The organism is Thermosynechococcus sp. Uc (assembly GCF_029335995.1).
Taxonomy (GTDB): Bacteria; Cyanobacteriota; Cyanobacteriia; order Thermosynechococcales; family Thermosynechococcaceae; genus Thermosynechococcus.
Genome location: NZ_JARJMS020000026.1, coordinates 17,350 through 33,854 on the forward strand (window position 1 = coordinate 17,350; position 16,505 = coordinate 33,854).

The 16,505-nt window shown below is 54.2% G+C and carries 13 protein-coding genes and 2 pseudogenes; 7 read left to right on the forward strand and 8 right to left on the reverse strand.

The genetic code is table 11. The features are described from left to right. Positions 1–8 precede the first annotated feature (8 nt). Positions 9–700, reverse strand: a pseudogene (locus P3X23_RS02935) (peptidase). Positions 701–848: 148 nt separating this feature from the next. Between P3X23_RS02935 and P3X23_RS02940 the strand changes: the two are divergent. Genes P3X23_RS02940 through P3X23_RS02950 form a run of 3 tightly spaced genes read left to right on the forward strand, consistent with a single transcriptional unit; the run spans position 849 to position 3,248 of the window. Next, positions 849–2,456 carry a cation:proton antiporter gene (locus P3X23_RS02940; RefSeq protein WP_300872992.1) on the forward strand — a complete coding sequence of 536 codons (1,608 nt, stop codon included), beginning with the start codon at positions 849–851 and terminating at the stop codon, positions 2,454–2,456. Next, positions 2,453–2,884, forward strand: a complete 432-nt coding sequence (locus P3X23_RS02945; RefSeq protein ID WP_300872993.1) for a CrcB family protein — start codon at positions 2,453–2,455, stop codon at positions 2,882–2,884. Before P3X23_RS02940 ends, P3X23_RS02945 begins: the two co-directional genes overlap by 4 nt. Then, a complete protein-coding gene (locus tag P3X23_RS02950) occupies positions 2,871–3,248 on the forward strand; it encodes a CrcB family protein (RefSeq protein ID WP_300872995.1) in 378 nt (125 codons plus the stop codon). The genes P3X23_RS02945 and P3X23_RS02950 overlap by 14 nt, the downstream gene beginning before the upstream one ends. 65 nt (positions 3,249–3,313) lie before the next feature. Here P3X23_RS02950 and P3X23_RS02955 read toward each other — a convergent pair whose 3' ends face one another. Beyond that, a complete protein-coding gene (locus P3X23_RS02955) occupies positions 3,314–4,705 on the reverse strand; it encodes a ParA family protein (RefSeq protein ID WP_300872997.1) in 1,392 nt (463 codons plus the stop codon). A 189-nt stretch (positions 4,706–4,894) separates the two neighbouring features. Here P3X23_RS02955 and rpsB point away from each other — a divergent pair, with 189 nt between their 5' ends. Both rpsB and tsf read left to right on the forward strand, forming a co-directional pair. Next, on the forward strand, positions 4,895–5,686 hold the full coding sequence (rpsB, locus tag P3X23_RS02960; protein ID WP_300872999.1) for a 30S ribosomal protein S2: 792 nt from the start codon (positions 4,895–4,897) through the stop codon (positions 5,684–5,686). A gap of 17 nt (positions 5,687–5,703) precedes the next feature. Beyond that, positions 5,704–6,348: pseudogene (gene tsf / locus P3X23_RS11910) on the forward strand (translation elongation factor Ts); the annotation flags it as partial. Positions 6,349–6,716: 368 nt separating this feature from the next. On the opposite strand, the gene P3X23_RS02970 reads toward tsf, so the two are convergent. Genes P3X23_RS02970 through P3X23_RS02990 form a run of 5 tightly spaced genes read right to left on the reverse strand, consistent with a single transcriptional unit; the run spans position 6,717 to position 13,516 of the window. Further along, complete coding sequence (locus P3X23_RS02970) at positions 6,717–7,367, reverse strand: riboflavin synthase (RefSeq protein WP_300873003.1); 651 nt, start codon at positions 7,365–7,367, stop codon at positions 6,717–6,719. Between the two features lie 5 nt (positions 7,368–7,372). Beyond that, positions 7,373–9,223 carry a S9 family peptidase gene (locus P3X23_RS02975; RefSeq protein ID WP_300873005.1) on the reverse strand — a complete coding sequence of 617 codons (1,851 nt, stop codon included), beginning with the start codon at positions 9,221–9,223 and terminating at the stop codon, positions 7,373–7,375. After that, positions 9,220–10,668, reverse strand: a complete 1,449-nt coding sequence (purF, locus tag P3X23_RS02980; RefSeq protein WP_300873007.1) for an amidophosphoribosyltransferase — start codon at positions 10,666–10,668, stop codon at positions 9,220–9,222. Before purF ends, P3X23_RS02975 begins: the two co-directional genes overlap by 4 nt. After that, positions 10,669–12,954 (reverse strand): phosphoribosylformylglycinamidine synthase subunit PurL, encoded by a 2,286-nt coding sequence (gene purL, locus P3X23_RS02985; RefSeq protein WP_300873008.1) that lies wholly within the window; start codon positions 12,952–12,954, stop codon positions 10,669–10,671. Between the two features lie 37 nt (positions 12,955–12,991). Next, the gene (locus P3X23_RS02990; RefSeq protein WP_300873010.1) at positions 12,992–13,516 is read right to left on the reverse strand and encodes a GNAT family N-acetyltransferase; all 525 of its coding nucleotides are present in this window, start codon (positions 13,514–13,516) and stop codon (positions 12,992–12,994) included. A gap of 71 nt (positions 13,517–13,587) precedes the next feature. Here P3X23_RS02990 and P3X23_RS02995 point away from each other — a divergent pair, with 71 nt between their 5' ends. Together P3X23_RS02995 and P3X23_RS03000 are read left to right on the forward strand one after the other, a co-directional pair. After that, positions 13,588–14,319 (forward strand): hypothetical protein, encoded by a 732-nt coding sequence (locus tag P3X23_RS02995; RefSeq protein WP_300873013.1) that lies wholly within the window; start codon positions 13,588–13,590, stop codon positions 14,317–14,319. 86 nt (positions 14,320–14,405) lie between these two features. Beyond that, a complete protein-coding gene (locus P3X23_RS03000) occupies positions 14,406–16,064 on the forward strand; it encodes a Ppx/GppA phosphatase family protein (RefSeq protein WP_300873014.1) in 1,659 nt (552 codons plus the stop codon). A 6-nt stretch (positions 16,065–16,070) separates the two neighbouring features. Here P3X23_RS03000 and P3X23_RS03005 read toward each other — a convergent pair. Next, positions 16,071–16,505, reverse strand: a 435-nt coding sequence (locus tag P3X23_RS03005) for a branched-chain amino acid ABC transporter permease (protein WP_300873016.1), incomplete at its 5' end; no start/stop codon positions are given.

Genomic DNA, 16,505 nt, shown 5'->3' on the forward strand with positions numbered 1-16,505 from the left:
TGCGTCTCCTATTCTGCAACGAGGGTTACCGGTGTTGGCAGCACCATTGAGGAGGTAGGGGAAAGCTGGCGCCGATTCCATTGAATGTCGGGTATTTCCTCGAAGGTACGCCGCAACGATGTCTCCCAGAATTGCCGCACCCTTGCCAAAAAGGGATCAGCTAAGAGAAATTCGGCGCAGTGATAGATCTCATCTCAAAGTTATCAGTACGGTACAGGATTAGGTCAAGAGGGGAGCCGACGGAGATATTGGATTTCATTGTTGAATCAAGGGTGAGCAGTCCCGCATCCACGGCGGTATCGAAGCGCAATGTGCGGGCTAAAATCGGCTTGTCATACTTTGTCTCACCCACCTGGAGAAAAGGGGTTTCTGGTGTGGCTTGCAGAAAATTGTCCTGACTATAGATGAAGTAGAGGTAGGGTTCTTGTCCCCCAAGAGAAAGGCGATGGCTTTCAGTGACTTCCCGCAGTTTGCCGCCGACATAACGCGCCGCTTCGTACATATTGGGCAGTGAGTTAAGACAATACTCCAATTCGCCCTTGAGATCAGAGCGAATGGGGGTGAGCACTTCCTGCGTAATTGAGAGTTGACCAGCGGTACAAATGACAATCACCCGCTCCCGCGGCATCGAAAAGTCAAAGAGTTTTTGATAGGTGGCGATATAATCTACTTGCGTATTGGGGCGCAAGTCTGCTGCCATCACCCGCCCTGATGTGGTGAGAATCCCCAAACTGTCATGCCTCCCTGCTAGCCAGGCAAGACCCTCAGTAATTTGCTCGGTAGCCTTACTATTTTCAACGGTCGTCTATTCGATATTCTGAGGTCGAGGCCAATTCAGATGTACCCAAATGTCAACGATTTTAGAAACTCTTTCCCTGATTCTCCTCCTCGGCTTTTTGGGTGGCCAGTTGGCACGGCGCCTGGGGGCACCGGCCTTGATCGGCATGATTCTGGTGGGGATGGCCTTCGGACCGACAGCCTTGAATCTCTTGCAACCTGATGTTCTGGCGGCAGCCCCCACCTTCCGCGCCGTTGCGGTGATGGTGATTTTAATGAAGGCGGGGCTGGGTTTGGATCGCCAGAAATTGGCACAGCAGGGCACAGTGGCTCTACGCCTTGGTGTGTTACCCGCCTTGTGTGAAATGGTGATTGTTGCAGGGGTAGCGATGCTCCTACTGGGATTTGATGTGCGCCAAGGGCTATTACTGGGGGCGATCGTGGCGCCGGAGTCCCCTGCGGTCATTGTGCCCGGTATGCTGCGCCTAAAGAGCTTGGGCTGGGGCGTGGACAAGGGGATTAGCGATGCCATTCTCTCCGGCAGTGCTATTTCCGATGTTGTGGTACTGCTGCTGTTTAGTTTGCTGATGGGAGCCAGCGGAGAATTCCTAGGAGGGTTGCCGCCAGTTTTAGGGGTGGGTGTGCAGGCTCTGTTTGAAATCAGCGGTGGCTTGATCGTAGGCTATGCCTTAGCCTGGGTGCTGTTTTTTTTACTGGTTCAACAGAACTGGAGTCAAAATCGGGTGCAAACGACGCTTGTTGCAGCAGCAGTGGCCTTGGGGGTTGTGGGCTTAGCCGATCGCCTGCCGTTATTTTCTGGCTATCTTGCGGTCATGAGTGCGGGTTTCTTCTTAATTGAGCTGGATGCGCCCCTAGCACGGCAACTGCGGAGCGGCTTTGATGCGCTGTGGCAAGTGGCAGAAATTTTTCTTTTTGTACTGTTGGGTGCCAGCGTCGAAGTGGGGGTGCTGCAACGTTCCCTCGGTGTGGGCTTGGTGATTTTGGCGGTGGGTACATTGATGGGGCGGGGGATGGGGTGGTATCTCTCTACCCTTGGCAGTAATTGGACAGTCTCTGAACGCCTCTTTTTGCTGGCGGGGAACTCGGCAAAGGCAACGGTGCAAGCTGCTATTGGTGCCCTCCCCTTGGCTGCCGGCATCCCCGGCGGGGAAACCATGCTGGCGATCGCGGTTCTTTCGATCCTGATTACGGCTCCCCTAGGGGCGTGGGCAATTCCCACGTTTGCGCCAAAACTCCTGCAAAAGGGGGAGGTGGATGCCACCAAAGTGTTGCTCCAGCCACGGGTTGTGCTGCTGGCGCCTGTGGATCTTTCCAGCGTTACCCCCTACGTCCTGCAAAAGGCAGCGGAGTTAGCGCGGCGTGCTGATGCCGAAGTGATTGTCCTGCATGTACAGGATGTGCCTGAACCCAAAGTAATAACGACCCTTGAAGCCCAAGTCAAGCAATATCTAGCGGATATTCGCTATCGCTTTATTGTTACCGCTGGCCCGATTACACAAGCCATTTTGGATACCGCAGCCCTGTACAATGCCACTGAAATTATCCTTGGTAAACATGGTCAAGGGGGTCTCCAGCGTGTGCTCATGGGGTCTGTGTGTCAAAGTATTCTTGAGGCCTCAACTCGACCTGTGCTGATTGTGGAGGAACCCCGCTTGTGATTTCAATTCATCCTCGGTTGCGACCGGCTTTGGCCGTCAGTTTTGGTGCTGTGCCGGGGGCGTTAAGTCGCTTTCTCTTAGAGGCTTATTTGGAACCTTATCTGGCTGGGAATGTGCCTTTTGCGACCTTGATTGTCAATGTCACTGGCTGCTTTCTGCTGGGGGTCATCGCCCCCTTGGCCTTTGCCCGTACGTTTGTGTTGCACCCAGAGTTGCGTTTGCTATTGACAACCGGCTTGATTGGCTCCTACACCACATTTTCATCCTACGAATTGGACAACGACCAGCTATTTAGCGGGCAAAGTTGGCCAGTGGAGGGCTTTTACTGGCTGGGCAGTACGGGCTTGGGATTGCTGGCCTTGGAGTTGGGTAGCCGTCTCGTGTTGCGGGGATTAGCCTATTGGGAGAAATGGGATGATCTCGCCTGAGGGACTTTTGGCCATTGCCGTTGGCGCTGTGCCTGGGGCGCTAATAAGATACTACGTTAGCCTGTGGAGCGATCGCCGATTCGGAACGCCAATCTTTGGCACCCTGAGTGTCAATCTTGGGGGCGCCTTTCTCATGGGCTGGTTGAGCTATGGTTTCAGCCGTTGGGAAGCACCGCTGTGGCTTAGCTATGGGGTCACCGTTGGTTTTTTGGGTTCCTTGACCACTTTTTCCACGTTTATCCTCGAAGTATCGAACCTGCGCCGCGAAGGCTACCCCCGCATTGCGTGGTTTTATTGGCTCGGCACGCCTCTTGTGGGATTTTTAGGTGTTGAATTGGGAATTTCCCTATCTCGCGCGCTCTAACTCTAGTGAATGCTGCTGGGGCTATCTTGCTTTAGTTTTATCAATCCTGTTAGGAAGGTTGTCCGTTAGGTGAGGTCATGGGGAGCTGTTAAGGGCTGAAGATAGGTCTGCACCAATGTCTGATAGAAGCCTAAGACACGCTTATCTTTGAACACAGCAGGGACACGGGCAAAAGCAGCACGAGAAATAATGGCATATTCAGGGATGGCAAATACACTGGTGTCATTGGCTTGATACTGGGGCCAAAAGTAGGGGGTGAGATGGGGGAGTTTCTGAAGAATCCGTTCAATTTCTGCTTGAGCAACGGCCATCGCCTTATCGGTTGTAGGAGCACCATTAAAGAAAATGGGCAAAGGAAGGGGGCCGCCTTCGCGGCGGAAGGTGTGAATTTCATTAAACAGAAATTGGTCAATGACCTGAGCCGCGTTATCGAGGGAAGAGAGGTCGGTGTGTCGGGTGGGAATCAAAACGGCATCACTAGCATATACGGCACTTTTACTTAAAAAAAGCCACGCACTAGGGCAGTCAATGAGGATGTAGTCATAGCGATCGCGCAACGGCAGGAGGCATTCCCGCAGGCGGGTAATGGGCGGATTTTGCGTTTGCATTGCCTGAATCAGAATGCTTTGCAAGTCAGGGGCAGCGGGGATGACATCAAAGATATGGGCGGATTGAATGCTGCTGCTGGTGCGAATGCGCAGGTCAAAGGGGCGAATGGTATGGGCAATTCCCTGTTCAGGGTTTTGCAGGCAACTGGCGAGCGTTGTATTCGTGGGGGTTAATTCTAGGGCACGACTGAGATCCCCTTGGGGATCGCAATCTATGAGCAATACAGTGGCATTGGCCACAGCAAGGGTGGCTCCTAAGTTAATCGCAGTGGTGGTTTTGCCCACTCCCCCCTTGTGGTTATAGATACACAAGATGATGGCACGGGGGCGCGATCGCAAGCAGGTTTTGAGGTCTTCGACAATTCCCTCAAGGCGATCGCCCGTCAGTTCATAATTGGGTGTGGCTGGATAGACCAAGTGACCATGGCGTTGAAAAAGCTGTAGATGGCGGGCATTTGTGATCAACCCCCAAGCGGTTCTTTGACAATGGCAACCCCTGAGAAGTTGCCGTAGCTGTTGCAGAGCACGATTCTGATGGGCAGAACGACTGTCAAGGTTCAAGGCCACGGTTTGAGTTGGCGTATTACGGGAGCGACGAGCGGGAGTTTTAATCTCAACAATTAAATCGGGGTCAACTTGAGTTTGACAAAAAGGAGGCTGATTCTCGCGGGGAAAACGTGCGGCCACATCGGCAATACCGGCACCGGTGTCAAAACAGGAGAGGCGATCGCGATCGCCAAAGCCCAACACACTCAGCAGCGGTTGCACAAAGTGCTGCTCAACAACGGCTGCACAGGTCTCATCACCGTGAATTTGTTGCCATTGCGATCGCAAGCGGGAAATATCCAACGTCAAGCACCACCCAGCCGTCTTGAATTTTTCAGAATAGGTTGGCTACCTGCGAGCGTCAAGAGCACTTTCCAAAGGTCTTGCTCATTGAGTATGATAATAAGTCTGCAAATCTTTCACATTCGTCCCCTTGGGTGTCCTCACCGGATGATGGACGGATGGTTGTTTAACCCATAGGAGTACAACTCAATGGCAGTTCTTAGCCTTGCCCAAATGCTAGAGGCAGGGGTTCACTTTGGCCACCAAGCCCGCCGCTGGAACCCCCGGATGGCACCCTACATCTTCACCGTTCGCAATGGGGTGCACATCATTGACCTTGTACAAACCGCCCAACTGGTGGATGAAGCCTACAACTACATCCGCAACGCCGCTGAAAAAGGCAAACGCTTTTTGTTTATTGGTACTAAGCGCCAAGCCGCCGGCATTGTTGAACAGGAAGCGCTCCGCTGCGGCAGTTACTACGTTAACCAGCGCTGGCTGGGGGGAATGCTCACCAACTGGAGTACGATCAAAACCCGTGTCGATCGCCTCAAAGAATTAGAGAGCATGGAGGAAAACGGCCTCATTGATCTGCGGCCAAAACAGGAGGCCTCAGCCCTGCGGCGAGAGTTGGCACGCTTGCAAAAATACCTTGGCGGGATCAAACAGATGCGGCGGCTTCCCGATGTAGCGATCATCGTTGATGTTAAACGGGAATACAACGCCGTTGCTGAGTGTCACAAACTGGGAATTCCCATTGTGGCGCTGCTAGATACCAACTGCGACCCCAGCCAAGTGGATATTCCCATCCCTGCTAACGATGATGCCATCCGTTCGATTAAGCTGATTGTGGGTAAACTAGCCGATGCCATTTACGAAGGCCGCCATGGTCAATTGGACGAACCCGAAGCGGATCTCGCTGATGAGGACGACAATGGGATGAACGCCAGTGACGATGGTGATGCTGAAGCCCTAGATATTCCAGATGACTCTGACGCTTAATCCTTGAGGAACAGATCATGGCAGAGATTTCAGCCAAACTAGTCAAAGAACTGCGGGACAAAACCGGTGCCGGCATGATGGACTGCAAGAAAGCCTTGCAGGAATCCAACGGCGATATGGAAGCCGCCATTGCTTGGTTGCGGCAAAAGGGTCTAGCCTCTGCGGGCAAAAAGGCCAGTCGCGTAACCAGTGAAGGTCTGGTGGATAGCTACATTCACACCGGTGGGCGCATTGGTGTCCTAGTGGAAGTGAACTGCGAAACCGACTTTGTCGCTCGCAACGAGAAATTCAAAGCCCTTGTCCAAGATATTGCCAAACAAATTGCCGCTTGCCCCAATGTGGAATTTGTTTCAGTGGATGATATCCCCGCTGAGTACAAAGAAAAAGAACGCCAGATTGCCCTTGGCTCCGATGCTCTAAAGGGGAAACCCCCTGAAGTCAAGGAGAAAATTGTTGCTGGCAAACTAGAGAAAACCCTCAAGGAGCTGTGCCTGCTCAACCAACCCTTTATCCGCGATCAGTCCAAAACCGTTGAGGAGTTGGTCAAGGAGCATATTGCTGAACTGGGGGAAAATATCCAGATTCGCCGCTTTCAACGCTTTGTCCTCGGTGAGGGAATTGAGAAGAAAGAAGCCAACCTTGCTGAAGAGGTGGCTGCCCAAACCCAAGCTATGAGCGCTGCTGCAAAAGCGGCTAAAGCCTCAAGTGAAGCGCCCGAAACCGTCAGTGCACCTGAAGCTACAGCGGCAACCACAGCAGAGACAGCCCTTGAAACTGGGGCAGAGACCGCTCCTGAAACCACGGCAGAGGCAGCCCTTGAAACTATGGCAGAGACCGCTCCTGAAACCACGGCAGAGGCAGCCCTTGAAACTGGGGCAGAGACCGCTCCTGAAACCACGGCAGAGGCAGCCCTTGAAACTGGGGCAGAGACCGCTCCTTCTGAACCGGCTCCTGAGAGTAAAGGATTCGGCGCTGCCGCTAAAAAGGCGGGTAGCAAATCTCGTGCCAGCAAGAAGAAAAAGTAATGTCCCTAGGCATAGCCATGGGCTTGGAGAAATGCGAGGTCAATTTCTGGGGGCGGTGAGGCAAAGGGAAGCCGGAGAAACTTATGGGTATATTTACCCAATAAATCCGCCTCTAGATTCACTTCGTCACCAAGCCTGAGAAATTGCAATGTGGTTTCTGCGTAGGTGTGGGGGATGACAGCAATGCTGAATTCATCCCCTTTTTCATTGCAATGGGCAACGGTGAGACTGATGCCATTGATGGCAATGCTCCCCTTGGGAATGATGTATGCAGCAACAAACTCAGGGGCGGAGAAAGTGAACTCCCAACTGCTGCCTGTGGGGGCGATCGCCAGTACGGTGCCGACACCATCCACATGACCTGTAACAAAGTGACCACCCACTTTATCCCCCACTCGCAGCGCAGGTTCTAGGTTCACCATAGCTCCCGCTGCTGCTTTGGCTGCCAATGTTGTGCGCTGCAGCGTTTCCGGGGAGACACTCACCCTAAACCCCGTGGCATCAAAGGCTTCCACTGTGAGGCAAACACCATCAACGGCAATACTATCGCCAATGGCCATGTCCCCAAGGAAAGGGGCATCGGTAGCCGTAATCACCAACTGGGACTCGGAGTATTGCTGGAGCATACCGATCGCTTGAATAATACCGGTAAACATTGTTGTCAACCTTTCAGTAAATGCCTTTGATAAAATCTCAGCTCTGCCTCAAGGGCGGTGGCGATTGTACTGCTTTGGCGAAAGCCATGGCCCTCTTCAGCAAAGGTGTAATATTCCACAGGGATGCCTTTAGCTTGCAGGGCAGCCACCATCTGTTCCGCTTGGCTTGGGGGAACGACCACATCCTTTAGCCCCTGAAAGAAAATCACCGGGCAGGTGAGGTGATCCGCATGGTAGAAGGGCGATCGCTGGCGGTACAGGTCTGCTCCTTCAGGATAGGGAGCAATCAGTTGATCAAAATAATGGGCTTCAAAGGCATGGGTTTCCTTGAGCAGGCTAATGAGATTGCCAATGCCGTAGTAACTTGCCCCCCCATGGAAGGTCGTGGTAAACGTCAGGGCACAGAGGGCGGTGTAGCCCCCGGCGCTGCTGCCGCGAATGGCTAGGCGATCGCTAGCCACCCGTCCTTGAGCCACCAGATACTGTGCTCCGGCAACACAGTCCGCCACATCCACCACGCCCCACTGTCCCCGTAGGGCATTGCGATAGGCGCGACCATATCCCGTACTGCCGCGATAGTTGACATCCAACACGGCAAAGCCGCGACTTGTCCAAAACTGGAGGCGCAAATCTAGGCCGGTGCCACTTGCTGCCGTCGGCCCCCCATGACATCTCACGATCAAGGGTGGGCGTGAGTCTGCCAGGGATTGTACTTGAGGATTTTGGGGCGGGTAGAAAAAGCCATAGGCCGTTGCGCCGTCACTTGTGGGAAATTCCATCACCTCGGGCTGCGAAATCCACGCCGACGGCAGGGGAGCAGTATTGGGGTGCCGTGCTGTGATGGTGCCGTCCTTTAGATCGAACTGCACAATCTGAGGGGGCAACAGGGGCGAACTACCAATAAAAGCAACGGCGCGATCGCTCAGGCGCACAAGGCTATGAATCTCGGTGTAGTCCGTGGGAATTGTTTGCCATTCCCCTGTTGCTAAAGACACCACTGCCAACCGCCACAGCCCGCGATCGCTATAGGCTAAAACCGCGGTTTCAGGATTTACAAGAGCATAGGTGGATTGGCCAAAGACCCACAGGGGCACGCCACTGTCATAGTCCGCTTGCCAAACAGGTTCATGGCTGCCATTACAGTAACGATAGAGATTCCACCAACCGGAGCGATCGCTAATGTAGTAGAGGGTCTCTCCCTGCCACTGGGGCTGCTGCACAGATTCCTCGCTGCTGCCAGCAATAGGGTAAGGGGTTCCCAGCGTGCCCTCTTCCTTGACTGTTGCCCCCCACAGTTCACAGCCATCCCACGGCATCTGGGGCGCTGACCATTGCAGCCAGACAAGGGTGTTCCCTCTAGGACTCAACCGCGGTGCAGCGTAGAAACCAGCGCCTTGAACCAAGGGAATCCGTTTCCCCGCAAAGGAAATGGCAACAAGGGACTGCTGCGATCTCCCCATTGGTGGATGCACTTCTTCAACACACAGCAGGCGATCGCGCCTAGGATCGACGCAGCCGTCGGCAAAGCGGCAATTGTCAGCCCGATAGATCAGCTGGGGGATAGCATCGCTCAGAGCATAGATGCCCTGATCGGCATCATTGACAAAGTAAATCTCGCTGCCACAACACCAGTAGGCGCCGCCGCCATACTCATTCACCCGCGATCGCACACTCCAAGGGGCAGCCAAAAGTTCTTGCCCTTGGCACACCAGCGCCACGCGCCCCTTTTCCTGGGGACGCCGCTCCAACCAAGCTAAGCCAAGGGGAGTCGAGCACAATTCGCTGATACTCGTGGTTGCTGCACTAGCTTGGTCAGCAGAGAGGAGGGAAGGCCAGTCACCGTAGTCCAGACTCATTGGGCAATTTGCTCAAGTACCAACTTTTGCCGTTTTACTGGCTCAGGGATACTAATGGGATACTTGCCCGTAAAACAGGCCGAACAAAAGCGATCGCCCGTATCGTAGGTAGCCGCAATCATTCCCTGCCAACTGAGATAGCTCAGGGAATCCACGCCAATCTGCACTGCAATCTCAGCAATGGACTTGGTGGCGGCAATGAGTTGATCTTGACTGTCGGTATCAATGCCGTAAAAGCACGGATGAGTGACCGGCGGCGAAGAAATACGCATATGGACTTCGACGGCACCGGCATCCCGCAGCGCCTTGACAATTTTGCGGCTAGTGGTGCCCCGCACAATGGAGTCATCCACAATCACCACCCGCTGTCCCATCAGCACATCCCGCAGTGGATTCAGCTTCATCCGAATCCCCGCCTCCCGCATTGACTGGGTGGGTTGAATAAACGTGCGCCCCACATAGCGATTTTTAATTAGGCCTTCGGCATAGGGCACACCTGTGGCTTGGGAAAAGCCAATGGCCGCTGGTACCCCCGAATCGGGCACTGCAATTACCACATCCGCGTCTGCTGGGGCTTCACGCCCCAACTGCTGCCCCAAGCGCTGGCGATAGCTATAGAGGCTCTCCCGCTGCATCACACTGTCGGGGCGGGCAAAGTAGATCATCTCAAAGATGCACAGTTTCCGTTGGGATTCTGCCCATTGCACACTGTCAATGCCTGCGGCAGTAATGTGCACCAACTCCCCCGGCTCCACATCGCGCACATAGTCAGCCCCAATAATATCGAGGGCACAGGTCTCCGAAGCAAGGACATAGTGAGGCTTCCCCTCTGTCAGCAGGCGGCCAATCACTAAGGGACGAATGCCGTGGGCATCCCGCAGTCCAAACAATCCCGCCGGCGTACCGATCACCAAGCTATAGGCTCCTTGGCACTGTTGAGCCGCAGTAATGATGCCCTCTGACCACGATTGCCCCGTGGCCACCGCTTGGGCGATCGCCCAAGCAATTAGTTCTGAATCCGTTGTACTCGCCAACACCGCCGTCGGCGCATCACAGGCCAGCACCTGTTCCCGCAGGGCATAGGTATTCACCAAATTGCCATTGTGAGCCAAGGCCAAAGAGCCGAGGCGAGTTTCTACCACTACGGGTTGGGCGTTGACAATGCGACTAGAACCTGTGGTTGAGTAGCGGTTGTGACCTACAGCCAAGTCTCCCACCAACCGGCCAAGAATCTCCTCATCAAAGACTTGGGACACCAAACCCATATCCTTGTGGCAGTGCACCGTTTCACCCGCAAATGTGGCAATTCCTGCGGATTCCTGACCGCGATGTTGCAGAGCATAGAGGCCAAAGTAGGCAAGGCGAGCCACATCCGCCCCAGGGGCATAAACCCCAAATACACCACAGGCTTCTTCCGGCTTATCAGCAAATTGTTGTTCTGTCATTTAGTCCAAATACTTTGGCAGGGGCGATCGCCACGCAAGAGCTAACTCTTCCATCGTAACCTTGATGAGCGGAGAATTGTTACAGGTGTCAATACACAGTTCTGTATGTTCACCATTAACAACCCCTAGGCGTGTCCAAGCATTGGGTAATTGCGCTTGTACATAGGCCTCCCACGCTGTCTGTTCCGTTGGCGGCACCGAAACCAGAATTCGCGCTCCGCCTTCTGCAAATAGAAGCACATCCCAGCGGGGATAGGTGCCCACCGGCAATTGAATCGTCGCCCCCCGCTGGCCGCTGAGACAGCTTTCCGCCAAGGCCACGGCCAAGCCTCCCTCACTGAGATCGTGGGCACTGGCCACCCAGCCCTGTTGAATCCCGTAGCGACAGGTTGCTTGTACCCGCTGCTCCAGCTCTAGGTCAACTTGCGGCGGGCGGCCTGTTACAAGGCCATGAATCTGCGCGAGGTATTCGGAGCCGCCTAAGCTGATGCGAGGATCCCTCAAGGGGGTGGTCAAGGGCAAGCCCAACAGATAAATCCAATCCCCCGTCCGCCGAAAGCCCTGCCCCACAACCCGCTGCCAGTTGGGAATCAAACCCACCATCCCCACCACTGGCGTTGGATAAATAGGTTGGGGCTGGCCACTGCTATCAATGGTTTCGTTGTAGAGGGAGACATTCCCCCCAGTCACAGGGGTACCTAGCGCCCGACAGGCCTCGGCAAGACCGCGGCAAGCTTGAGCCAACTGCCAATACCCCACAGGGGTTTCTGGACTGCCAAAGTTGAGATTATCGGTGACAGCAAGAGGCTCTGCCCCGACACAACTAAGATTACGGGCAGCTTCGGCCACAGCTGCTTTGCCCCCTTCGTAAGGATCGAGGTACACGTAGCGACTGGGACAATCTACGGTTGCTGCAATTGCTTTTGCACTGCCCCGCAGGCGAATGACTGCCGCATCGGCATCGCCGGGAAAAACTAGGGTATTGTTTTGCACTTCATAATCGTACTGGCGATAGACCCATGCCTTGGAAGCAATGCTGGGGGTAGCCAACAGGGTCAGCAAAATCTCTGCGGGAGATCGCGCTGGCAACGGCAATTCCGCCGCTGACCACTCCTGTGCCTGTTGGACATAGGCAGGAGGCTCCTGAGGACAGGGCCGCTCATAAATTGGCGTCTCTTCCGCTAAGGCACGGGCAGGCACCTCGGCAGCCACCTCCCCACGGTAGAGTACCCGCACGACTGGTGCCGCAATGACCTGCCCCACCACCACCGCCTGCAAGCCCCAACGATGAAAAATCTCAATCAGTTCTGCTTCCCGCCCTTGAGCCGCCACAAAGAGCATCCGTTCTTGGGACTCCGAGAGCAGAAACTCATAGGGCACCATCCCCTCTTCCCGCACAGGCACCTTGTCTAGATCCAGTTCAATACCGACACCGCCTTTGGCGGCCATTTCCGATGTGGAGCAGGTCAACCCCGCTGCCCCCATATCTTGGGCAGCCACCACAGCACCGGTTTGAAAGGCTTCCAGACAAGCTTCAATGAGGCATTTTTCCAGAAAGGGATCCCCCACTTGAACAGCGGGGCGATCGCCTATGGACTCATCGGTCAACTCCGCACTGGCAAAGCTAGCGCCTCCCATGCCATCACGACCCGTTGTGGCTCCCACATAGAGGACGGGATTTCCCACACCGCCGGCTGCTGCTTTGACAACCTCTGGCGTTTCCATCAGTCCCAGAGCCATGACATTCACCAAGGGGTTACCCCGATAGCAGGGGTCAAAATACACCTCACCCCCCACCGTAGGCACACCCACACAGTTGCCGTAGTGGGCAATACCCCCCACCACGCCTTTGACCAATTGCTGGGTTTTGGGCTCTTTGAGGTCGCCAAAGCGCAGGGCGTTGAGCAGAGCAATGGGGCGCGCCCCCATCGTGAAAATATCCCGCAGAATCCCCCCTACCCCAGTCGCTGCCCCTTGAAAGGGTTCAATGGCCGAGGGATGGTTGTGGGACTCAATTTTGAAGGCAAGACGCAGGCCGTCTCCTAAATCCACCACGCCGGCATTCTCACCGGGACCGACCAGTACCTGTGCCCCTTGGGTGGGAAACTGCTTGAGCAGAGGACGGGAGTTCTTATAGCAGCAGTGCTCTGACCACATCACCCCAAACATGCCCAATTCCGTACGGTTGGGATGGCGGCCAAGGCGACGGACAATTTCGCTGTACTCTTGGGGCTTGAGACCTGCGGCAGTAATCTCAGCCTCAGTGACAAGGGGGGTTTGGTTCATGGCAAAGGATGATTGGCTACGTTACTGATTATCGGCTCTAGCGGGAATTGGGGTACCAAAACATTCCCTTGATCCCCTCAGGATCTGGGCGAAAGCCCAACTGACGGTAAAAGTCCACCACATGGGGATCGGCAAAGAGGGTAATGTTGCTGATGTCCTCACTGCGGAGTTCTTTGATCATCTGCCGCATTAATTCTTTGCCCAAGCCCCGCCCCTGAAATTCTGGATGCACCACCACATCCCAAATGGTGGCATTAAAAGCATGGTCAGAGGTGGCACGCGAAAACCCAATGAGACGACGATAGGCACCCCGCTGCTCCCACATCGAGATCACCAAAAAGCTGTGCTGAATTGCCTTTTTTACCTTGCGAATGGGACGGCGTGACCAGCCCACAGCATCACAGAGTTCTTCTAACTCATAGACGTCAATGTCTTTTTCTTTGCTAAAAATAATTTGACTTTCCGTGCCGTTGTCCCGTTCTCCCTGAGACCCTAAACTAGGGGACGTAGTGGTGGCACTAGCAGTTGGTTGCGAATTGAACAGCGATTTCCAGAAGCTCATGCAAGTATGCTGGAGATGGAAAAGTGACCAAGTGTAACCCGGCCTAGGCTATAGTATAGCGACTCTCACCCATGGTTTCCGATTTTCAGCTGCGCAACCTGGATGTTCTGAAGCGGTTTAACCGCTCCTTTCCAGAGTTTTATGAGCAATTTGTTGGTCGGGATGTCCAACTGCAAAACCTGAAGTTGGGCTTTCAAATTCATCGGACAAATCAGGCAGTGATTCAGATTGTCCCCGAGGGCGATCGCTCTGTTCTCCACTTTGCCCACCGCAATCACTCCTATCTGCTCAGTGATCTCTTTGGGGTGATGGCCGCCTATAAGCTGACGATTCACAATGTCTCACTCTATGGCCATGTGCGGCCACCGATGCTGGTGTTTGTCAAACTTGTGCTCTCAGAGCAGGGCAAACCCCTCACCAAAAAACGCAGTGAAAGGGTGCGCCGTGCCCTGCAACAGACCCTCAGTGGCGAGTTTGCCGTTGAGGAAATGCTAGCGATGGAGTTTAACCTCAACGAAGGCCTACCGCAGATTACCACCAGCTTTTATCAAGATCAGGTCTTTCATCTGCCGGCACTCTTGGTGGAGTCTGCGAATCATCCCGCCCTACTTTACAAGGTGATGCACGCGATTTGGCAAGAGGAACTGCTGGTGGTGAATATCAACTTTATGCTTTGGCAGGGACGGGTGCGATTGTTGCTTTATCTGCTAGGCCCCAATGGCAGTGTCATTCCCGATTATTTAGGCTCACGGATTGCCGCCAAAATCAAGGATCACTTAACAGGAAATACAGCCTTTTTCTGAAATAGGAGATACCTGCTTTCATCTTCATGAAAAGGTTTGTAGTTAGGGTACCATAGGGGGTGTTTGTCCCCTTCATAACAAGTCCAATGACGGCTGAACAACATCTCCACCTGTGGCGAGCGGTGAACCTCAGCGATCGCGTTCTGGCGGCAATTGATGTCGGGACAAACTCAATTCACATGGTGGTAGTGCAAATTCAGCCCAGTTTACCCAGCTTCAAAATCATTGCTGCCGAAAAGGATATGGTGCGGTTGGGGGAACGCTGCCAAATCACGGGGCAGCTCACGGAGGAGGCCATGAATCGAGCGATCGCCACCCTGCGTCGCTGTCGTGAATTGGCCAAGGGTCTCAAGGCCGAAGAAATCATTGGCGTAGCCACCAGTGCGGTGCGCGAAGCCCCCAACGGTCGCGAGTTTTTAGAGCGGGTCAAGAAAGAGACTGGCCTTACGATTGATTTAATTTCTGGTGAAGAGGAAGCGCGGCGCATCTATTTGGGGGTTCTCTCGGGGTTAGAATTCAACGGCAAACCCCACATCATCATTGACATTGGTGGGGGTTCCACAGAGTTAATCTTGGGGGATGGCCATGAACCCCGCTATCTCAGCAGTACCAAAGTAGGGGCAGTACGCCTGACAGATTTATTTGTCAAGAGCGATCCCATTAGCGATCAGGATTACGCCGCCTTGCGCGCCTATGTACGGGGAATGTTGGATCGTGCCATTGAAGATCTGCGTCAGCATCTCAGTCCCCACGAAACGCCCCAGTTGGTGGGTACCTCCGGCACAATTGAAAGCCTGATGATGATCCACACCTGCGATCGCCTTGGTAGCTGTCCACCGTCATTACGGGGGTATAAACTGACACTTGAGGACTTGCAAGCGCTTGTGGCCAAATTACGGCGGCTTAACTTTAGCCAGCGCTGTCAACTCTTGGGGATGTCGGAGCGACGTGCAGAAATTATTGTTGCTGGGGCAGTGATTCTTGCTGAAGCGATGGAGATGCTTGGCCAAACTAGCCTCATCACCTGCGATCGCGCCCTGCGGGAAGGCATCATTGTTGACTGGATGCTGACCCATGGCCTAATTGAAGACCGCCTCCGCTATCAAAGTTCAGTGCGGCAGCGCAGTATCTACAGTCTGGCACAAAAGTTCCACGTCAACCTCCCTAGCAGTGAACGGGTTGCTGATTTTGCTCTCACCTTGTTTGATTGTACCCAAGGGATTCTCCACCACTGGACAGACATTGAGCGAGAACTGCTCTGGGCAGCGGCCATTCTCCACAATGTGGGGCACTACGTCAGCCATTCTGCGCACCACAAGCATTCCTACTACCTGGTGCGCCACGGCGGCCTGCTCGGCTACACCGATACGGAAATTGAAATCATTGCCAACCTCTGTCGCTATCACCGCAAAAGCGCCCCCAAGAAAAAACATGAAAACTTCCGCCAGTTGGTGGGACGGCGAGAACGCCAAATTGTTGAGCAACTCAGTGCGATTCTACGGCTGGCTTCGGCGTTGGATCGGCGGCAAATTGGAGCCGTAGATCACATTAGCTGTGAGTGGCGTGCCCCCCGGCGAGAATTTTGTGTGCAGGTGCACCCGGCAGAGTTGGGCGATCGCTGTGAGCTGGAAATTTGGAGCGTTAACTACAAAAAAGACCCCTTTGAAACCCAATTTGGCGTCAGTTTGAAGGTGGAGTTGGTATCCTCTGGTAGCCCTGTTTTAGCAACCGCAGGGAATTGCTAGCTGCCCTTAGACTTTCTCAACTGGAGGCTGACCTAGGAGTCCTTGGGGGCGCACCAGCAGCACAAGAAACAAAATTGCAAAGGCCACAGCATCCCGAAAACCCGATGCAGCCGCAGGCACCATTGCCTCCACCAGTCCCAGCAAAAAGCCTGCCAGCATTGTCCTCGGCAAGCTCCCCAAACCACCAAGAACAATCACCCCTAGTCCCTTAAGGCCAAAGATCATCCCAAACTGCGGTCCTGTAATGCCGACACTCCAGGCACCAAGGGTGCCGGCAACAGCCGCCAGCGCACTGCTGATAAAAAATGTCACTTGAATCAGGCGATCGCCATCAACACCCAGTAATGTGGCGGCGGCGGGATTTTCGGCTACAGCTTGCAATCCTTTCCCCATACGCGTCCCTTTGACCCAATAGGTCAGGGCAATCATCAAGACCACAGC